We start from the raw sequence: 17,111 nt of genomic DNA on the forward strand, positions 1-17,111 counted from the left end.
AATTCTCCTACGCGTTACTATGGCTAGCTTGAATGAGTTGGTTAAGCGAACGCTTGTAACCCAGTTTGGGCGCGGCCAAGAATTAACGCATGCACATCGTGCGTACCTTCGTAGGTATTAACAGCTTCTAAGTTCATCACGTGACGAATCACATGGTATTCATCAGCAATACCATTGCCGCCATGCATATCACGAGCAACCCGGGCAATATCTAATGCCTTGCCACAAGAGTTACGCTTGATGAGCGAGATAGTTTCTGGCGGAAGCTGATCTAAATCCATCAAACGGCCAGCTTGCAGGCAGGACAACAGACCAATGCTAATCTCAGTTTGCATATCGGCCAGTTTTTTCTGAATCAGTTGGGTAGCTGCAAGTGGACGATTAAACTGATGCCGGTCTAGGGTGTATTGGCGCGCTGCGTGCCAACAGAATTCAGCGGCACCTAAACTCCCCCATGCAATCCCATAGCGAGCTTTGTTGAGACACCCGAAAGGCCCTTTGAGGCCGCTTACATTTGGTAGTAAGGCATCTTCGCCAACCTCCACATCATCCATCACAATTTCACCAGTGATGGAGGCGCGCAGTGAGAATTTACCTTCTATTTTGGGTGCAGAAAGGCCTTTCATACCTTTTTCTAAAACAAAGCCGCGAATCTCACCATCTAACTTGGCCCACACCACAAACACATCTGCGATAGGGGAGTTCGTGATCCACATCTTGCTGCCTTTAAGCACATAACCGCCATCAATTTTCTTGGCAGTAGTGCGCATGCTAGCAGGATCTGAACCCGCGTCTGGCTCAGTTAAACCAAAACAACCGACCCACTCTCCACTGGCGAGCTTGGGTAAGTACTTCATTCGTTGTTGTTCGGTACCGTAAGCATAAATCGGGTGCATGACCAAACTTGATTGTACGCTCATCGCGCTACGATAGCCGCTATCGACGCGTTCTACTTCGCGGGCAATAAGACCATAACAAACGTAGTTAACTTCAGCGCAACCGTACTTTTCTGGCAAAGTAGCACCGAGCAAACCTAACTCGCCTAGTTCGTTCATAATCTCGCGGTCAAACCGTTCTTCGCGATTAGCTGTCAGTACCCGCGGCATAAGGCGCTCTTGACAATATTGGTGAGCAGTATCGCGAATCATGCGTTCTTCTTCAGTCAGCATGCTAGAAAATTGAAACGGGTCTTGCCAGTCAAAAGGAAAACGTGCCATGGAGAATCCTCTGTATTAATGCAAATTGGATAATAGCTATTAGATATTGGATATTAGAGCTGTGCTATCAATCAATAGCTCATGTTTAATAGCTAATATCGCTCTTGTTCTTATTTCATAGGCTTCACTTTACTCCGGTTTGCTGTAAAGTTAAATCATATAAAATCTACATCAGGTATAGTTAATAACTATGGATTTGCGCCAACTCAATTATTTTGTGGCTGTCTATGAAAATGGCAGTATTAGCGCCGCTGCGCGGGTTTGTAATGTGGCTCAGCCGAGTCTCTCAAAAGCCTTACAACAACTAGAGGATGAACTAGGCGTTGCGTTATTTGCGCGGCAATCACGAGGTGTCACCCCCACTGAGGATGGTGAGCGTTTATATGGTCATGCCGGGCGTATGCTTAGTCAGATGCAATCTTTGCGTGCGTCTTTTCGGCAAAGCGTGAAGCGCGTTCAGTTTCGTTTAGGCTTAATTCGCGCGCTTGGGGTAGAACGAATGAGCCAGCTATTAAGAGAGTTCAGTGCCGGGGTTGAGGGTTTAGAGTTGCATCTTGTTGAACCAGAAGACGAAGGGGATGCTCGTATTATCACACCCAAAATGCTGAAAGCGGGCGAGCAATTTCTACCCATTTGGACTGATAACTTTTTGGTGGCGTTACCTGCCGGACACCCGCTGGGGTTAAAAAGCTCCTTAGATTTGGCTGATTTTGATCAACTGGCACTCATTAAGCGCACCCCATGCGATGCGTGGTCACAGTTGTATCCAGAGTTGATAAGAAATGGCATCCAACCGGATATTCGAGCAGACATTCACACCATTGAATATGCATTAGGATTGGTTTCTGCAGGTGTTGGAGTAGCACTAGTGCCAGATTTTGAGGCGTTACGTGAACGTCAGGATGTGATTTTACGACCGCTGCAAGGTTTAACATTACAGCGCACTATTGGTTTAGCTTATCCACGCTCTAAATCAGGACAACCGGCTTTAGAATGGCTGCGCACTTTATGCCAGCAACGCAGTCACGACCTACAATAAGCACCAACCAAGATAAAATGGCAACCGAGAGGTTGCCATTTTGACCGGTGCTAGAGCCAGGCTAATTAGGCACCAGCACCATGCATTCTATGGGGCAGACTGGAATGCAGGCTGGCTCATCATAAAAGCCTTCGCATTCAGTACATTTTTCAACATCAACCACATAATGTTCTGGGCCCATAGCGATGGCTTCGTTAGGGCACTCGGGTACACACATGTCACAGTTAATGCAGTCACTTTCAATGAGCACCGGCATCTTTAACCTCCACATTGAGATCAACAACAGGAATCGTCTGCTGGGGTTTAACCGCAGCAACTTTGATAAGCATCGCAAATGGAGCATCTGCTTCGCTTAACGCACATGGCAAATCAATCGTAACTTGACGACCGGCACCCGCGGCGCGAACCAAATCAATGCCCTGATTATCTTGCATGCTGGACAAGGTAAATTGGATATTGCCAGAAGGCTTCATCAAGATGATAGTGTCGCCCAACGCAAATGCATTTTTCACCTCGACATAAGCTTGGGTGCCACTACTACGGATAATCTCACCCACTAATAGCTGCTCACCTAAGCTATGACTGGTGTCGTAATTTTGGGTATCACTGGGTACATGGCGGCGTAAAAAGCCTTCGGTAAAGCCGCGGTTGGCCATGCCATCTAGCTCGTTAAGTAACGCCCGGTTAAAAGGCTTACCAGCAACAGCATCATCGATAGCTTGGCGATAAATTTGTGCAGTACGAGCTACATAATAAGGCGACTTGGTACGGCCTTCGATTTTCAACGAATGCACTCCCATGTGGGTGAGTGCCTCGACATGCTCGATACCCCGTAAATCTTTTGAATTCATAATGTAGGTGCCGTGAATATCCTCATCCATCAGCATGTATTCGCCCGGGCGCTGGGGCTCAGTTAATAATACCGGCTTATCAATCGGATTAAACTGACCAACGGCATCTTCTTCAGCATCATGCACTTGGTAGGGCCAGCGACACGAGTTGGTGCAAGCACCTTGATTAGGGTCTCGTTTATTGAAATAGCCCGACAGCAAGCAACGGCCGGAATAGGCCATACACAATGCGCCGTGCACAAAAACTTCAATTTCCATCTCGGGGCAGCGCTGCCTAATTTCGGCAATTTCGCGTACTTCGAGTTCACGAGACAGAATGACCCGTTCAATGCCTTGTTGTTGCCAGAATTTAACCGCCGCCCAGTTGACGGTATTGGCTTGTACACTTAGGTGTAATGCTTGGTGCGGGTAATGCTCTCTTAGCAGCATCACGATGCCAGGGTCTGAAACGATCAAAGCATCCGGCTGTAACGCCACCACTGGCGCCATGTCTTCTACAAATCGGGTAAGCTTAGCGTTATGAGGAGCAATGTTGACTACCACATAGAACTTCTTGTTTAGGGCGTGTGCTTCAGCAATACCGAGCGCAAGGTTAGCGAGATCGAACTCGTTATTACGCACGCGTAGACTGTATCTTGGTTGGCCGGCATAAACGGCATCGGCACCATAGGCAAAGGCGAGACGCATGGCTTTTAGGCTGCCAGCGGGCGAAAGAAGTTCAGGGCTTGTCATGATGGTCATTGCTCTTACTACAAGGTACATGGCATCTAAGCGAGAGCTTAGATGGGTTATTAAGAGGCTACGGTGCGCAGCCGCTCATGTTACAAATAAAACCCCAGACAAAACTTGATCGGCATCAATCTTTGCTGGAGTTTGCTCAGGTTCTAACTAGCTTAAGCGTCGTGGTTTACCATCCACACTGCCGCTTCTACCCGCGACCGTAAACCTAGCTTTTTCAGCAAGTGCTTCACGTGTACTTTAACGGTACCGTCAGAAATATCTAACTCACGAGCAATCACCTTGTTGCTCATGCCTTTAGCGATGAGTTTTAAAATTTCTTGTTCGCGATTGGTGAGGCTATCGTACTTGCTCGCAGAAGGTGCTGAGGGACGTCGCAAGGCGGTTGCTAAAACTTCGGTAATAGACTCACTAAGCACCATTTTGCCTTCAATAGCGCGTTGAATTTGTTCTAATAATAACTCCGGGTCCATATCTTTTAATAGGTAGCCATCGGCCCCGTTAGTTATCGCCGTAACGACATCTTCATCGGCATCAGACACGGTGAGCATGACGATCCGCGAGGTCACCCCGTTGTCGCGCATCCGCTTAAGGGTTTCTAATCCATCCATACCTTGCATGTTCAAATCAAGGATAATCAAATCCGGATCAATTTCTTCGGCTAACTCTAGTGCTTCTGCACCGCTGCTACATTCAGCTACAACCTCTAAGCCGTCTTCAAGCGAAATCAGTTGTTTGAGCCCTTTACGCAAAAGTGGGTGATCGTCCACAAGCATAATGCTAGCTGGAGTATCAGACATGAGTTGCTCCTTTAATGTCTTATGATGATAAGCGTCAATATTTTATAGGGGGTATTTTTGCACAATGTAGCCCCGTTAGCCAAAGCTTAGCACCTTATTAACCCTTTGGGGGTAGTTTTAACTGCCTCTTTTGCATTGCTATTTATCCCCCTCGCTAAATTGTTTATTTGGCGGTGCTCACGCATAGTTACTAGCATAGCTGAGGAGTAACATGTGAACACCATTCGACTTTCGCCAACCATCGACAAACTCACCGCAATCAATCTGATTGTGGGGATGACCTTGTGGCTAAGTTGGAGTGTCTTGGTGGTGCAGCTCCATGCAGTAACGGTTCATTTGAGCTATGCACAGCTATACAGTTTGCTGGCAGCAGCCGGGAGCGGTGCTTGTGTGTTTCAGTTTGTTTTTTTATGGCTGGGTGAGCGCAGTATGCATAAGCGCTTTATTCAAGTAGGTTCAGTACTGTTATTGATACCGGCAATTGGACTTACGTGGCAGCTAAGTGTGGAGGAGATTGCGATTGAGCAACTGTATGTGTTGGCCTTTCTTTCTGGCTTAGGTGGCGCCCAATTTATTGCCTTACAACCTGCTGCAGGTGCACGGATTGAGAAGAGCTCACTTGGCTGGGTGCTAGCGGTTAACGCAGGGATCGGTGGGGTCGGGATTGTGTTGGCACAAACCCTACTACCGTTGCTTAGCGGTATCAACTGGCTAGGTGATTGGGCGGCTTCTCCTTGGTTAACTCATCAAACAAGTGGTGATATTGTCGGGGTGTTACCGCCGAGTACGCCCCTATGGCTTGCCAACACGGGCTGGTTATTGGTGGTGGCAGTGATTGCAACAAGCCTGTATTCGTTAGGGCAGCGCTGTGCTCGAGGAGCTCAGGCTATGCCTAGCCCCTCAGGGCATCCCCCCAGCGCTGAGCCTGTTGTTACCAACACCCAACCGCCGATGCTAGGGCGCATTCTAAAGAACCGCCACACTTGGTTGATGACTTTATTCTACGTGATGGCCTTTGGTTCCTTTATTGGCTTTGCGATGACACTACCCTTAAGCCTTGAAACCTTTAGTGCTAACTACACACCAAGTGCCCTAACGTATGCTTGGATTGGGCCACTCTTAGGAGTGCTGGCCCGACCTTTTGGTGGCTGGCTGGCTGACCAGTACGGTGGCGCCAAAGTCTTGGTGGTGTGTGCTTTAGTGATGGCTATGGCTTGCTTGAGTGCCGCTTACATGACCGCAGCAGCCCTGCAAAGTAGGGTTCCTGAAGAGTGGTTCTTACCCTACCTGCTGGTCTTTTTGGTGATTTTTATTGCGGCCGGAACAGCTAGTAGTGCGGTCTTTAAAACTGCCAGTGTGGTGCTGCCATTAGAGCAGTTACCATTAGCATTGCGTTGGCTTACAGCCGTGGCAACTGCTGGCGCTATCTACATACCAGCCCTGTGGTATATCAATGTGAGCCAAGCCCATGGCGCCAATACGCTGGTGGCCTTTGCACTTTTTTACGTGCTGTGTGCGGCACTAGTTAGCTGGGTGTATCTGCGCCGGCGTAGCGAGTTTTATAACCCTTAAACAGTCGCTTCACGCTCTAACAGGTACTGCGGCACAAAACTAAAATAGACTCCTGTGCCACCTTCAGAACGGCGTTTTATTTCAATGGTGCCACCTAGATGACGGCTACGCTCTTGCATGATAGCAAGCCCGTAATGATTCATTTTTTCGGCCTGATCGGGAATACCTACACCATTATCTTCAATGCTTAATTCAATTCGCTGATCGTGCTGGCTTAGCTGTACCACCACATCTGTGCCTTGGCTGTGGTGAATGGCGTTCTGACAGGCTTCACGAATAATTTGCAGCAAATGAATTTCTTCATGCGGTACCAAGGGCGTATTCTCTAACTGATAGTTCAGCCTGAAGGACAGATCAGACTGCTCACTAAATTGATTGATAGTTGTTTGCAGGGCGTGCAACAGCCCCGCACCATCTACTTTGAGGCGGAAAGTGGTAAGCAATTCGCGTAACTGCCGATAAGCGGCATTAAGCCCTTGTTTAAGCTCTTCTGCAACATCATCAATCACTTCTTTATTATCTTTCTCAATGGCTTTGTTGAGTCGTGTTACCTGAATTTTCAAATAAGATAAAGCTTGCGCAAGAGAGTCGTGCAGCTCACGCGCAATCACTGTACGCTCTTGAATAAGAGCTAGGCGCCGTACTTGCTCTTCTTCTTGTTTCAGGCTTAGGGCAATGGCCAGTTGGTCGGCAACTGACTGTAGCAACTGTTGTTGCCAATCGTTGAGTTGCTCGCTAAGGCTACAACGAGCTACCAAGACCCCGTAATTTTGTTGTTCGCGCTCAATACTAAAGCGATAAATGCGCTGGTTGTTCTGGATACTCACTCCGGCCCCAGCATTCACACACTGGCTACAATCAACCCCTTCGCAAGGATCTTCTGGGGCGCCAATAGGCTGCACCTGTAAATAGGGTTTATTGCCTGCCTCGGTAATTAAGCAAAGCTCGAGGTCTTCAACCTCAGAGGCGCGCTTTAACCCTTCAACAATGGTGGTAAAGTCGTGATAACCAGGTGAATGCTCGATGATCATTCGCGCGGTGTCGTACAAAAACTGCAAGCGCACATTGCTTTGAGAAATGGCTCGGGTTTGTTCATCGACGCGTTTTTCAAGATTGCCATACATGTAACCCACAGCTTCGTTCATTTTATTCAAGGTGCCCGAGAGCACACCTAGCTCATCACGCATGGGATGATTCACACGGGCGGTAAAGTCGCCCTGACCAATTCTTTTGGCGGCGAGAGTTAAAACCTCTAATGGGTACTTAACGCGGGTGCGTAACCAATAGAAAATAACCAGCGCTAAACCAATGCTAGAAAACAACGAGAGCACCTGAATTAATCGAATGGAACGTATGCGCTGCTCGGCATCTTGTTGAATGGCGGTAACAAAGCGATTAATTTGGTCTATTTGCGGCAAAATCTGTTGTTGTAAATTAGCACTGGTGACCACGCCATCGGCTATTTGCTGCTGGAATTGCTGCCAACTGGTTCGAGTTTGCGTATATAAGGTTGCTAAATCAGACTCACTATGGCTAAAACGGTTAAAGACTTGATGATGCCAACTTTGTTCAAATTCGGCTTGCATGGCTGCTGCTGCAGCACTATCAGCATCATGTAATTGATGCCAGCTGTATTGATACGCTTGGTAGCGCAGTGAGCCTGCAATATTTATGGCTAAGGCATCTTGATCTGCTTTTTCTGAGAGCCAATACGAAGCCAACAGCGTGACTACGGTAAGCGCCACCATAAAACTCAAAGCAAAACCAATGCGTGTCACAATAGATGAATTAGGCATAGACAATTAGGAGTCAAACTCTTGGGTTGATTTAAACAGATGCGTTAGTGTACCTCGGATAGCAACTGAACAACAATCAACCGTAAAAAAAGCGGCAGCACCTAAGTGCCACCGCCTTTAACTTCACCTTTAATTTCAGGCTGTGATTAAGCTATATGCTGTTGTTCACGTGAGCTTTTATCAAACCACAAGCCATACACCACTTGCCAGCTGATAGCAAAAGCACCGACGATAAAGACCACGTCGCCAACAGTGCGCACCCAACGTAGACCCTCTAGCAACGGTTGTTGCATAAAGGCTTCGCTACGTGCATACCATAAACCTTCAGACGCTGATGCATAGAACTGGATGAAGCCAACTGGCAGCAAGCTAGTAAATAGCATCATGCCAAGGCCAATGTTCATCCACCAGAATGCAGTGGTCATCAGTTTATCGTTAAATTGCAGGTTTGGACGAATGTAGCGCAAGATGAGTAAGACAAAACCTAGCGCTAAGAAGCCATACACCCCAAACAAGGCCGCGTGAGCGTGAGTTGGTGTGGTGTTCAAACCTTGAATATAGTACAGCGAGATAGGTGGGTTAATCATGAAACCTAACACGCCAGCACCTAACATGTTCCAGAAGGCTACCGCAACAAAGCACATGAGTGGCCATTTAATGCGTTGCATCCACTCAGCTTTGCGTTGCAAGCTCCAGTTTTCCCAAGCTTCGTAGCCCAAGACAATCAAGGGAACGACTTCTAGCGCAGAGAAAGTTGCACCAACGGCCATCACGGGAGTGGTGGTACCGGCAAAGTACAAGTGGTGGAAAGTACCAGGTACGCCGCCAAGCATAAACAACGATGCTGACGCTAAGGTGGCCGTAGTAGCCATTTTTCTAGAAACCAAGCCCATGCTATGGAAAATAAAGGCTAGGGCAGCGGTGGCAAATACTTCAAAGAAGCCTTCTACCCACAAGTGCACGATCCACCAGCGCCAGTATTCCATCACTGATAAGTGAGTACGTTCGCCATAGAAGAAGCCAGCACCGTAGAACAGGCCAATAGCAACAACAGATGCGGTGAGTAGTGCTAATAAGTTCTTGTCACCTGGTTGACGTAGAGCGTGGAAGACACCGCGCATCATCAACACTAACCAGAACACGATACCTAAGAACTTACCAATCTGCCATGCACGACCGAGGTCGACGTATTCATAACCTTGGTGACCCCACCAGAAGCTTAAGTGCTCAGGCATAATTTGAGCAATAGAGAGGAAGTTACCAATAAAGGTACCAGCAACCACTACAACTAACGCCCAAAATAGTAGGTCGACTCCTAGTTTTTGATACTTAGGATCTTTACCACCATTAATGATAGGTGCTAAGAATAAGCCAGCAGCTAAGAAGCCAGTAGCAATCCAGAACATGGCCGCTTGTAAGTGCCAAGTACGCACTAGCGAGTAGGGCAACCACTCAGACACGTTAATACCATAGAATTCTTGACCTTCTACAGTGTAGTGAGCAGTAAAGCCACCTAACAATACTTGTAAAGCAAACAACGCCACGACGATAAAGCAATATTTACCTAGTGCTTTTTGTGATGGTGTAAGTTTGAAGGTAGTGATTGGATCTTGCTTAGGAATCTCAATTTCTTCTTCATCGTGGTCGCGCAAGAAAGCCCAACCCCAAATCAAAGCACCGATACCAGCAATCAGTAAAATCACACTAATAATAGACCAAATGATATTCTCAGCACTTGGCTTATTATCAATAAGCGGCTCATGCGGCCAGTTATTGGTGTAGGTGACATTGCTATCAGGGCGTTCAGTAGCGGCTGACCAAGCAGTCCAGAAAAAGAACTCAGTCATACGCTCGCGTCGCTCAAGGCTCGGCAAGGTGTTCTCTTTCATTGCATAGCTTTCGCGTGTGCTTTGTAGCTCAGGAGCATCGCTGAATAAGCGAATATAATAATCCGCTACGTCATTGATGGCTGCTACTCGAGTCTCACTTAGTAGCACCGTATCAGTTGCAGCATCGTAGGTGTTGGTACGATATTCCTGTTTTAACGCAAATTGCAGAGCATTTTGCTCAGCTGGGCTCAAGCTATCGTAGCTCATGCCGTAATCACGTTGCGCTACAATTTCTAACCAAGCTACGAGCTCACGGTGTAACCAGTCTGCAGTCCAATCGGGTGCTTGATAAGCACCATGGCCCCAGATCGAGCCTAATTGCATACCACCGATGGATTGCCAAGCGGTTTGACCATCGAGAATACTCTCTTCAGTCATTAACACTTGTCCCGATTCCGTCACGTACTGCGCTGGAATAGGCGGTGCTTCGCGGTATACCTCTTTACCAAAATAACCCAAGATACCAAAGGTAATCGCTAGGATGCCGATGAGTATCCACCAAAGTTTCTTATAACCGGCCATATGGCACCTCCGGTTGTTGTTGTTGATTCATGCGAGAGTCTCCCTTTATTGCATTTCGCACGCATTCATAGATGAGTACCCTTTCCTTACAGCAAGTCTCGTGCCAACTTTTATCCATCTGATTTTATTGGTTTTTATTTGTTTTTGGGGTAGATATAACCGCACTTTTTGAGGGTGCTAGTAACCCGTAGGGTTATTTTTACCCACCAGCATGTTTTGGCTAGCTTGGCCAAGCGGCGTTCAGAGTTTTTCAGGCTGCTTATTTATTGATCCGGATCAACACAATATCTAGGTGATCGTCTAGGCTTTAACACAATATATAGATGCAAATAAGCAATCAAGCACAATATGTGGGGTTTTAATGCGCTACTGTTCAGAGCAAATAGCCTTTCAGGAGGTGCCCGGCGAAGTCTCGTTGGCTTATACCATCACCGGCTGCCCTGTGGGTTGTAAAGGCTGTCATAGCGTTGATAGCTGGCCCGCTCATAGCGGAGTGGAATTAACCCCAGAGTATTTTACGAAGCGGCTGCAGCAATATCGGGGCCTCATCACCTGCGTGTTGTTTTTAGGGGGTGAATGGTACCCAGAGCAATTACTGCACTTACTTAAATTAGCTCGTGAGCAGGGGCTAGAAACCTGTCTGTATACCGGTTATGAGCAGGTGCTGCCTGCACTCCGCGAACAGCTCACCTATTTAAAAACGGGCCCTTGGATAGCTGAGCTTGGTGGCCTAGATAGTCCAAACACAAATCAGAAGTTTATTGATTTACGCAATCAACAACTACTAAACGTGCGCTTTTTAAGCACTGATTAAAACAAGGAGCATACCTATGTTGCGCTTATACCCCGATCAAGTAGACGCCAAAGTTGACTTTATTCAGCAATATCTCCATGCCGAAAATGCCGCTGATGGCTCAAAAATGGATGCTAATGCGAACGTGACGCAAAAGAATATTGCGACGCTAGAGTCAGAAATCATGAAGGACTTTTTTGTTCAAGTGAACCGCAAGCAAGTCAGCAATAAAATTGCAGAGTTGTTTGGGCAGCCGTTGGCGCAGGAGTATATTCGTCAAATAGAAGACCATGAGATTTATGTGCATGATGAAACTAGTTTAAAGCCTTACTGTGTGTCGGTTACCATGTATCCGTTTTTACGTGATGGGCTCACTAAGTTGGGCGGCGAATCAAGAGCACCAAAACACCTAGAAAGCTTTTGTGGCACTTTCGTGAACTTCGTCTTTGCGGTGAGCTCACAGTTTGCCGGGGCCGTCGCCACCGTCGAATTTTTAGCTTACTTTGATTATTTTGCTCGTAAAGATTACGGTGATAACTACCTAGAAACACATCGCCATCAGATTGAAAACCACTTACAGCACGTCGTGTATGCCCTTAATCAGCCCGCGGCAGCGCGCGGTTATCAAAGTGTCTTCTGGAATATCTCAGTCTATGACCAGCATTATTTTGAAAGTATGTTTGGTGACTTTGTCTTTCCCGCCGATTTCAGCAAATCATCATGGCAATCGGTGAGCCAGCTTCAGGACTTTTTCTTACATTGGTTTAATGAAGAACGGAAGAAAACCATACTCACTTTCCCGGTCGTTACCGTGGCTATGCTGACCGAAAATGGTCAGTGCAAAGATCAGCAATTTGCTCAGCATATTGCCCATGAATTATCTGCCGGTAACTCATTCTTCGTGTATCTGTCACCCAATGCCGATTCGTTAGCTTCTTGCTGTCGTTTACGCTCTGAAATTAGTGATAATACCTTTTCTTACACCCTCGGTGCTGGTGGCGTCGCGACCGGATCCATTAATGTGATCACCATTAATATGAATCGGTTAGTGCAAGATGGACGCGACTTGGGTGAGGAAATTGAGAAAATTCAAAAATACCAAGTGGCCTATCGGCGGCTCATGGAAGATTACCAAGCAGCCGGTTTACTCACGGTTTACGATGCAGGCTTTATTACCCTGGATAAACAGTTTTTAACTATTGGTATCAATGGCATGGTAGAGGCGGCAGAGTCGCAGGGTTTAACGGCCAGCAATAATCCTGAGTACATTGAATTTGTGCAGCGCCACTTAAAGGTTATTTACGATGCTAATAAAAAAGCCAAACAAGAATATGGCTATATGTTTAATACCGAGTTTGTGCCGGCAGAAAACCTTGGTGTCAAAAATGCGAAGTGGGACCGCGCCGATGGCTATGTTGTGCCGCGTGATTGCTACAACTCCTACTTTTACGTGGTAGAGGATGAACAAACCAATGCAATTGACAAGTTCACCTTACATGGTCATGAATTAATAGAGTTTTTAGATGGTGGCTCGGCTCTACATCTTAACCTAGATGAAAAACTTAACGAGGATGGCTATTTATCACTGTTAAATATTGCTGCTAAAACTGGCTGCAATTATTTCTGTATCAATGTGAAGATTACCATTTGTAATGACTGTGAACATATCGATAAGCGCACCCTGCATAACTGCTCAAGTTGCGGCTCTGACGATATTGATTATGGTACGCGGGTGATTGGCTATTTAAAACGAGTGTCGGCATTTAGTGCTGGGCGTCGGCAAGAACATGCCGCCCGCCATTATCATCGCCAGCCGCAGCGGGCGGTAGAGGCGGCAACATCCCAAGCTGGCTAGCTTGGGATGGTCAGGCCAGCACAAATGATGCTGCCATAGCTAGACTATGGCAGCACCTATCGAGAGCCTCTTCTTAGTTAAACGACTTTAGAGTAGCGTGGAGCCGTAGCTGCATCGTCTAAGTAGGCGTCAAAGCAGGCACAAATACTCCGTACCCATAAGCGACCCAATTCAGTAACACGTAATTGCGAGTCATCAATGGTCACCAGCCCATCCTCAATAAAGGGGGCTAATTTCTGTTTAGCATTGGCAAAGTAAGTCCAAAAATCAGTCAACTGCCAAACCTGTGCAAACGCAGCAATATCCAATTCAAAGTGGCAGATAACTTGCGAAATAAGTGCGGCGCGCAAGCGGTCATCTGCGTTCAGTTCAAATCCTTTAATAACCGGTAGGCGTTGTGCCTTCAGGTGCTTGTAATAGTCAGGTAGTTCTTTGCTGTTTTGCCAAAGCACCCCATCAATTTGGCTAATGGAAGAAGCTCCAATCCCCAACAAAGCATCCTGGCCGCTGGTGGTGTAGCCCTGGAAGTTACGCTGTAAGCGCCCTTGTTGCTGAGCAATAGCAAGTTCATCAGTTGTTTTAGCAAAGTGGTCCATACCAATAAACTGATAACCGGCAGCGTTAAAACGAGTAATCCCAAGCTGCAATAGTTCTAACTTAATCGATGGCTTAGGTAAGCTCTCAGTTGGGATTTTTGCTTGACCAGCAAAACGTGCCGGCAAATGAGCGTAGCTAAATAACGATACCCGGTCGGGAGCCAAGGCAATCACTTGATCAATTGAGGCTTTAAAGGTTTCTGGACGCTGGTAAGGTAAACCGTAGATTAGGTCTAGGTTGATCGACTTAAAGCCCAATTCTTTGGACAGCTCTACTTGATGTCGGATGAGATCGGTATCTTGGACACGGTTAATCGCAATCTGTACTTTTTCGTCAAAGTCTTGCACCCCATAGCTTACACGATTAAAACCGAGCGCTCGTAAATGCCGTAATTTTTCATCACTACAGCTGCGCGGATCGATTTCGATACTCCACTCAGCATCGTCAGTGAAACTGAAGTGTTGATGTAGCAAATCATCTAAGCGTGACAATTGTTGCTCGGTTAAAAAGGTTGGGGTACCACCGCCCATATGCACAGACTCAAACTTACGAGCCCCTAACAACTTGGCGTACAGCGCCATTTCTTCGGCTAAGTAATCAAGATAGATATCGGCTTTGTGCTGATGCCGAGTAATCACCTTATTGCAGCCGCAGTAGTAACAAAGCTTGTGACAGAAAGGTAAATGAATATAGAGGCTTAACTTTTCTGGCGCATCAGCCAGGGTGCGCTCTAAAGTACCGATCGGAAACTTATCATGCAGCGCCAAGGCGGTCGGATACGAGGTATAACGCGGACCGTTAATGTTGTATTTATCAATGAGCTCTTGGCTCCAGGTGATATTTGCTACTGATGCGTTCATGCGTTACCCCTTGGTGACACCTTGGTTAAATTCTGTCGCTCATAATACTTGATGCAGATCAGAATTTTGATACGCCTGAAGGGGTATAAGCTTGCTGCTGCAAAATACGCTCGGCTAAGGCCTGATTAAACCTAAAAATAGGCTTGGGCAGGCGTTGATTCAACTCAATGGTGTCCAATAAGTTCTTCACTTCAAGCCCTAATTCAGTATCGCCTGTGATCAATAACTTGCGTCGGAAGAACAAGGTATCCGGGTCTACTTTGCCACTTAGCATCAGCAATAAATACTCACTATTGCCGCGCATGGTAACGTCTGCTTGCGGGCCGTCAAAAGTTACTTGTAGGCGTGGTCGTAGGCCTTGGTTGGCGAGGGATACGCTGAACTTTAAGGCTAAGTCTGGCACCTCAATAAGAACCCATCGCTGGCGCAAGAAAGCAAATTTATCGGCCACCAGTTCATCGTTGAGAACATGGTTAAGAGCTTGCGCGAATAGGCGTTGAGTTACCCCACGCGGGGCTACTTGCAATAAGGATTTAGAAAGGTGTGGGCCCCACTGATAGGCCAGATCTACTACTTTAGGGATAACCATTTATTACCTCGATTAATCAGCCCAGAAAAATTTAACCCGATTATAATACTCATTACCAATGCATGTTTATGGACGGGATCAATAATTATGGAATTACTCTGCCCCGCCGGCAGTATGCCAGCCTTGAAAGCAGCCATTGAAAATGGTGCAGATGCGGTATATGTAGGTTTAAAAGATGAAACTAACGCACGTCATTTTGCTGGTTTAAATCTTGACCAAGCAGGTTTAACTGAAGCCGTTCGGTTTGCGCATAGCCATGGCAAGAAGTTGCATGTTGCCATTAATACCTTTGCGCATGCAGATAGCTGGGAAAACTGGCGGAAAGCGGTTGATATGGCGGTTAAGTGCGGCGCTGATGTGCTCATTTTGGCGGATATTGCGGTGCTAGCTTACGCAGCGGAGCGCTATCCCCAGGTTGAATTACACCTTTCGGTACAAGCCTCAGCCACCAATGCGGCCGCAATAGAGTTTTATCAACAGTTTCATGTGAAGCGCGTGGTGCTGCCGCGCGTGCTCTCGATGAACCAAGTACGTACCCTAGCGCGCACCACCGATGTTGACCTCGAAGTTTTTGCCTTTGGTAGCCTGTGCATTATGGCCGAAGGGCGCTGTTATTTAAGCTCGTACATGACAGGCGAATCACCGAACACCGCAGGAGCTTGTTCACCGGCAAAATACGTACGCTGGGATGAACACGAAGATGGCTCGTTAGAGTCACGGCTGAACAATATTCTGATTGATACCTTTGCCCCCAATGAAACTGCAGGTTATCCAACGTTATGTAAAGGACGTTTCACCGTCGGTGAAGACACCTATCACGCCTTAGAAGAACCAACCAGCTTGAATACGTTAAGCTTGTTACCGGAGCTGCATAAAGAGGGCATTGTGAGTTTAAAAATCGAAGGTCGGCAACGCAGCCCGGCTTATGTCGCCCAATTAACGCGGGTGTGGCGTCAGGCTATAGACAAAGTGCTAGCAGATCCTGCTAATTTTGCCGTGCAGCCCGACTGGAATACGACTCTCGCAGGTTTATCTGAAGGCAGCCAAACCACTTTGGGTGCCTACCACCGGAAATGGAAGTAATCATGAAATTTTCTCTAGGAGCAATTCAATACTATTGGCCGCAGCAAGTGGTAAAAAACTTCTATCGGCAAGCCGCAGAATCTGCCGTTGATATTGTTTATTTAGGCGAGACGGTCTGTAGTAAAAGGCGTGAACTGAAGTTTGCTGATTGGCTGCAAGTCGCTCATGAATTACGCGAGGCGGGCAAACAGGTGGTGCTGTCTACCATGACCCTGTTAGAAGCACCATCCGAGCTACGAGAGCTACGCAAGTATTGTGATAATGGTGAGTTTTTAGTGGAAGCCAACGACGTGGGCGCCATTCGACTACTGCAAGATAACCAACTACCCTTTGTCGCAGGAGCCGCTATCAACTGTTACAACCAACACACGCTGCGGCAATTAATGACGATGGGGATGAGCCGTTGGGTGATGCCGGTTGAATTATCTCGTGACTGGTTGCAGAAATTACTGCAACAGCCGATGGTAAAAGATGTGCGCGATTGCTTAGAAGTTGAAGTGTTTAGCTTTGGGCACATGCCTTTGGCCTGGTCGGGTCGCTGTTTTACGGCGCGCTCAGAAAACCGTGCCAAAGACCAATGCGAACTCTGTTGCATTAAATACCCAGAGGGGCGTCGTGTGGATAGCCAAGAAGGTCAGCAAGTATTTGTTCTAAATGGTATCCAAACGCAATCAGGAACTCGTTATAACCTAGTAAATCAGTTACCTAGCATGCAAGGCTTAGTTGACATAGTGCGTTTAAGTCCGCAGTTAGAAGACACCTTTACTTGGTTGGAAAAATTTCGGCAGAACCAGCATGGCGAACAGCGCCAAGCCCTCGAACCGAACGATAGTAACGGCTATTGGATGGCATTAGCTGGGTTAGTGCAAACAGCATAATTAGGGTTGCTAGCAACCATATAGGAAGACAG

Annotated in this window: 14 protein-coding genes; 6 read left to right on the plus strand and 8 right to left on the minus strand. The window is 47.1% G+C overall.

Going from position 1 to position 17,111, the window contains the following annotated elements:
- Positions 1 to 41 precede the first annotated feature (41 nt).
- On the minus strand, positions 42 to 1,217 hold the full coding sequence (locus KGF88_RS12225; RefSeq protein WP_153826300.1) for an acyl-CoA dehydrogenase: 1,176 nt from the start codon (positions 1,215 to 1,217) through the stop codon (positions 42 to 44).
- A gap of 190 nt (positions 1,218 to 1,407) precedes the next feature.
- On the opposite strand from KGF88_RS12225, the gene KGF88_RS12230 reads away from it, so the two are divergent.
- Positions 1,408 to 2,256, plus strand: coding sequence for a LysR family transcriptional regulator (locus tag KGF88_RS12230; RefSeq protein WP_110076465.1), 849 nt, complete (start codon positions 1,408 to 1,410; stop codon positions 2,254 to 2,256).
- Between the two features lie 61 nt (positions 2,257 to 2,317).
- On the opposite strand, the gene KGF88_RS12235 is transcribed toward KGF88_RS12230, so the two are convergent.
- From KGF88_RS12235 to narL, 3 genes are all read right to left on the minus strand, one after another.
- On the minus strand, positions 2,318 to 2,512 hold the full coding sequence (locus KGF88_RS12235; protein ID WP_153826299.1) for a YfhL family 4Fe-4S dicluster ferredoxin: 195 nt from the start codon (positions 2,510 to 2,512) through the stop codon (positions 2,318 to 2,320).
- Positions 2,496 to 3,839, minus strand: coding sequence for a tRNA 5-hydroxyuridine modification protein YegQ (yegQ, locus tag KGF88_RS12240; RefSeq protein ID WP_153826321.1), 1,344 nt, complete (start codon positions 3,837 to 3,839; stop codon positions 2,496 to 2,498). Before yegQ ends, KGF88_RS12235 begins: the two co-directional genes overlap by 17 nt.
- Positions 3,840 to 4,000: 161 nt before the next feature.
- The gene (narL, locus tag KGF88_RS12245; protein WP_153826298.1) at positions 4,001 to 4,645 is read right to left on the minus strand and encodes a two-component system response regulator NarL; all 645 of its coding nucleotides are present in this window, start codon (positions 4,643 to 4,645) and stop codon (positions 4,001 to 4,003) included.
- 213 nt (positions 4,646 to 4,858) lie between these two features.
- Here narL and KGF88_RS12250 point away from each other — a divergent pair, with 213 nt between their 5' ends.
- Positions 4,859 to 6,217 (plus strand): MFS transporter, encoded by a 1,359-nt coding sequence (locus tag KGF88_RS12250; RefSeq protein WP_153826297.1) that lies wholly within the window; start codon positions 4,859 to 4,861, stop codon positions 6,215 to 6,217.
- Here KGF88_RS12250 and KGF88_RS12255 read toward each other — a convergent pair.
- Positions 6,214 to 8,013 (minus strand): ATP-binding protein, encoded by a 1,800-nt coding sequence (locus tag KGF88_RS12255; protein WP_153826320.1) that lies wholly within the window; start codon positions 8,011 to 8,013, stop codon positions 6,214 to 6,216. The genes KGF88_RS12250 and KGF88_RS12255 overlap by 4 nt on opposite strands.
- 146 nt (positions 8,014 to 8,159) lie before the next feature.
- A complete protein-coding gene (locus tag KGF88_RS12260; protein ID WP_153826296.1) occupies positions 8,160 to 10,424 on the minus strand; it encodes a nitric-oxide reductase large subunit in 2,265 nt (754 codons plus the stop codon).
- Positions 10,425 to 10,785: 361 nt separating this feature from the next.
- Here KGF88_RS12260 and nrdG point away from each other — a divergent pair, with 361 nt between their 5' ends.
- Together nrdG and nrdD are read left to right on the plus strand one after the other, a co-directional pair.
- Positions 10,786 to 11,238 carry an anaerobic ribonucleoside-triphosphate reductase activating protein gene (nrdG, locus tag KGF88_RS12265; protein WP_153826295.1) on the plus strand — a complete coding sequence of 151 codons (453 nt, stop codon included), beginning with the start codon at positions 10,786 to 10,788 and terminating at the stop codon, positions 11,236 to 11,238.
- 16 nt (positions 11,239 to 11,254) lie between these two features.
- On the plus strand, positions 11,255 to 13,072 hold the full coding sequence (gene nrdD, locus KGF88_RS12270; RefSeq protein ID WP_153826294.1) for an anaerobic ribonucleoside-triphosphate reductase: 1,818 nt from the start codon (positions 11,255 to 11,257) through the stop codon (positions 13,070 to 13,072).
- 77 nt (positions 13,073 to 13,149) lie between these two features.
- On the opposite strand, the gene hemN is transcribed toward nrdD, so the two are convergent.
- Both hemN and ubiT read right to left on the minus strand, forming a co-directional pair.
- Positions 13,150 to 14,529, minus strand: coding sequence for an oxygen-independent coproporphyrinogen III oxidase (gene hemN, locus KGF88_RS12275; protein ID WP_153826293.1), 1,380 nt, complete (start codon positions 14,527 to 14,529; stop codon positions 13,150 to 13,152).
- A 58-nt stretch (positions 14,530 to 14,587) separates the two neighbouring features.
- Entirely contained in the window at positions 14,588 to 15,118 is a 531-nt protein-coding gene (gene ubiT / locus KGF88_RS12280; protein ID WP_153826292.1) for a ubiquinone anaerobic biosynthesis accessory factor UbiT, read from the minus strand.
- Between the two features lie 87 nt (positions 15,119 to 15,205).
- Between ubiT and ubiU the strand changes: the two genes are divergently transcribed.
- Positions 15,206 to 16,201: a ubiquinone anaerobic biosynthesis protein UbiU gene (gene ubiU / locus KGF88_RS12285; RefSeq protein WP_110076454.1), complete on the plus strand. Its 996-nt coding sequence runs from the start codon at positions 15,206 to 15,208 to the stop codon at positions 16,199 to 16,201.
- A gap of 2 nt (positions 16,202 to 16,203) precedes the next feature.
- A complete protein-coding gene (locus KGF88_RS12290) occupies positions 16,204 to 17,079 on the plus strand; it encodes a U32 family peptidase (protein ID WP_153826291.1) in 876 nt (291 codons plus the stop codon).
- The last annotated feature ends 32 nt before the right edge of the window (positions 17,080 to 17,111 follow it).

The sequence above is a fragment of the Idiomarina loihiensis genome, from assembly GCF_024584785.1.
Classification (GTDB): domain Bacteria; phylum Pseudomonadota; class Gammaproteobacteria; order Enterobacterales; family Alteromonadaceae; genus Pseudidiomarina; species Pseudidiomarina fusca.

What these genes read in the sequence shown, in the direction of transcription:
- KGF88_RS12255 (WP_153826320.1), bottom strand. Translation starts at nt 8,013, where the DNA reads ATGCCTAATTCATCTATTGTGACACGCATTGGTTTTGCTTTGAGTTTT.
- KGF88_RS12230 (WP_110076465.1), top strand. Translation starts at nt 1,408, where the DNA reads ATGGATTTGCGCCAACTCAATTATTTTGTGGCTGTCTATGAAAATGGC.
- ubiU (WP_110076454.1), top strand. Translation starts at nt 15,206, where the DNA reads ATGGAATTACTCTGCCCCGCCGGCAGTATGCCAGCCTTGAAAGCAGCC.
- nrdD (WP_153826294.1), top strand. Translation starts at nt 11,255, where the DNA reads ATGTTGCGCTTATACCCCGATCAAGTAGACGCCAAAGTTGACTTTATT.
- KGF88_RS12225 (WP_153826300.1), bottom strand. Translation starts at nt 1,217, where the DNA reads ATGGCACGTTTTCCTTTTGACTGGCAAGACCCGTTTCAATTTTCTAGC.
- ubiT (WP_153826292.1), bottom strand. Translation starts at nt 15,118, where the DNA reads ATGGTTATCCCTAAAGTAGTAGATCTGGCCTATCAGTGGGGCCCACAC.
- nrdG (WP_153826295.1), top strand. Translation starts at nt 10,786, where the DNA reads ATGCGCTACTGTTCAGAGCAAATAGCCTTTCAGGAGGTGCCCGGCGAA.
- hemN (WP_153826293.1), bottom strand. Translation starts at nt 14,529, where the DNA reads ATGAACGCATCAGTAGCAAATATCACCTGGAGCCAAGAGCTCATTGAT.
- yegQ (WP_153826321.1), bottom strand. Translation starts at nt 3,839, where the DNA reads ATGACAAGCCCTGAACTTCTTTCGCCCGCTGGCAGCCTAAAAGCCATG.
- KGF88_RS12260 (WP_153826296.1), bottom strand. Translation starts at nt 10,424, where the DNA reads ATGGCCGGTTATAAGAAACTTTGGTGGATACTCATCGGCATCCTAGCG.
- KGF88_RS12290 (WP_153826291.1), top strand. Translation starts at nt 16,204, where the DNA reads ATGAAATTTTCTCTAGGAGCAATTCAATACTATTGGCCGCAGCAAGTG.
- KGF88_RS12235 (WP_153826299.1), bottom strand. Translation starts at nt 2,512, where the DNA reads ATGCCGGTGCTCATTGAAAGTGACTGCATTAACTGTGACATGTGTGTA.
- narL (WP_153826298.1), bottom strand. Translation starts at nt 4,645, where the DNA reads ATGTCTGATACTCCAGCTAGCATTATGCTTGTGGACGATCACCCACTT.